This is a genomic window from Sphingopyxis sp. (assembly GCF_036402335.1).
Lineage (GTDB): Bacteria > Pseudomonadota > Alphaproteobacteria > Sphingomonadales > Sphingomonadaceae > Sphingopyxis.
Genome location: NZ_DASWTD010000255.1, coordinates 1 through 1784, shown reverse-complemented (window position 1 = coordinate 1784; position 1784 = coordinate 1). Strand labels below are relative to the sequence as shown.

Genomic DNA, 1784 nt, shown 5'->3' with positions numbered 1-1784 from the left:
ATAGGGCGCGATCGTCGAGGTTACGCGGCCCGCACGCATCGTCATCACGCGACCGAAATCCTCAGGCCGCGCGCCTTCCACCATCGTCGAGACGCCGAGCTGGTTGAGCAGATGCCCGAAGCCGTCGACATCGGCGAGGCGCGGCAGGTTGCGGAGCGTCAGCGGCTCATCGGTGAGCAGCGCGCAAGGCATGAGCGTCAGCGCCGAATTCTTCGCGCCCGATATGGGGAGTTTGCCCGAAAGGCGGTTGCCGCCGCGGATGATGATGCTGTCCATCCCCGGGCTTCTACTATGTGCCCACGCTTTCGCAAGCGGTGCGGATCAGTTGCCGCTGCGGCTCCAGAGACGCCCGAAGAGCCGCGCAAGCATGGCGGGAACGCCGGGCGCGACGAACAGCACGTCGACGATCTCTGGCCCCTCCTCGGCGCCGATCACGCGCTTGTAGCCGCTGTCGCCGGCGCCCCAGTCGACCAGGGTAATGCCATCCTCGATCCCGCGGATGAGGTTGCGATAATAAAGCAGCTTGCCCGGGCTGTGCTTCGCAAAGGCGGGATCATAGCTGTTGGCGATCGCATATTTGGTGCGACCCAGATTAAGGTCGAACGAGAACGCCGCGGGCTCGCCGTCAACATAGAGGATGGCGGCCCACATCGCCGCCGCAATGCCGGGATCGGCCGCGGCGGCGCGCCAGAAGCCGCCATGTCCGCTTTCGGTGAACTTGGCATCGGAACCATCGGTACGTTCGGCGAGCCAGCTCTTCTGTTCGATCGCGGCGAGGTCGTCGAAAATGCCTGACGTCCAGTCGGGGCCGCTCACAAAGCGCCAGTCGAGCGCGCCATGCGCAGCGAGATGCTTTTCGTGGAAGCGGTTCTTCCTGAGCGTCGAGTTTCTCGGCCATGCCCCTTCCGAGCGCGCCGCCTCGATATCGAGCAGATAGCTGGTCGCAATCCTGCGCGAGAGCACGCGCCACCCCGAATTTTCGGCAACAGCGCGCAGCCGCACGACAGCGGGGTCGTTAGCATAGACGGGGCCGAGGCGAAGCACGCGCGCGTGCTCGGCGATCAGCGCCAGCGCCGCCCCGATTTCGTCATCGCGTGCGTCCTCGGCCAGCGGGAAGCTGCGAAAGGGCCAGAAACATCCGGGGACCGCCCCTGCCCTCAGCCAGCGCGGCCCCTTCGGCACGAAGGGCAGCGCGAGCACCGTCGAACCATCGGTGCGGGCGACGCTGATCGTCGAGGCGTCGTCCTCGCCGCCATAATGTGCAAGCGCCGCGGCGAACCAGCCGCGAGACAGAAAACGGTGGCTTTGCGGTGCGGCGCGCGCGGCGGCGTCCAGCGTGGGCGCAAGTCCGCGCGTCCGCTCGGCCGCAAGATACGGCGCGGACCCGGCAAGCGCGGCGGGCAGGACGGGTTTCGTCATCGGCCGAGTCTTTAGCGCGAGGGAGTTACCAAGCCGTGAGCCTCTTGACCCGTACGCCCCAGTCGCGTCATCTCAGACACATGGAAGCCGCACCCGCCGTCACGACCATCGCCCAGGCAATCCAGCTGTCGGTCGCGCCGGTCTTCCTGCTTGCGGGGATCGGCGCGATCCTCAACCTGCTCGCCTCGCGGCTCTCGCGCGTGATCGATCGCTCCCGTCAGCTCGAGATGCTCTATCCCGAGAGCACCGGCCCCGAGCATGACCGCCACGTCTGGGAGCTGCGCCTGCTCGACCGGCGCATGATGCTCGTCAATGCCGCGATCTTCCTGATCGTCTCGAGCGCGATCGCGATCGCGCTGGTGGTC

The 1784-nt window shown here is 66.8% G+C and carries 2 protein-coding genes and 1 pseudogene; 1 reads left to right on the top strand and 2 read right to left on the bottom strand.

The features are described 5' to 3' along the window. A pseudogene (locus tag VGD20_RS08010) lies at positions 1–276 on the bottom strand (UDP-N-acetylglucosamine 1-carboxyvinyltransferase); the annotation flags it as partial. Between the two features lie 45 nt (positions 277–321). Further along, positions 322–1419: a GNAT family N-acetyltransferase gene (locus VGD20_RS08005; protein WP_331133941.1), complete on the bottom strand. Its 1098-nt coding sequence runs from the start codon at positions 1417–1419 to the stop codon at positions 322–324. A gap of 80 nt (positions 1420–1499) precedes the next feature. Between VGD20_RS08005 and VGD20_RS08000 the strand changes: the two genes are divergently transcribed. Beyond that, a partial coding sequence (locus VGD20_RS08000) for a DUF2721 domain-containing protein (RefSeq protein ID WP_331133942.1) occupies positions 1500–1784 on the top strand: 285 nt, incomplete at its 3' end.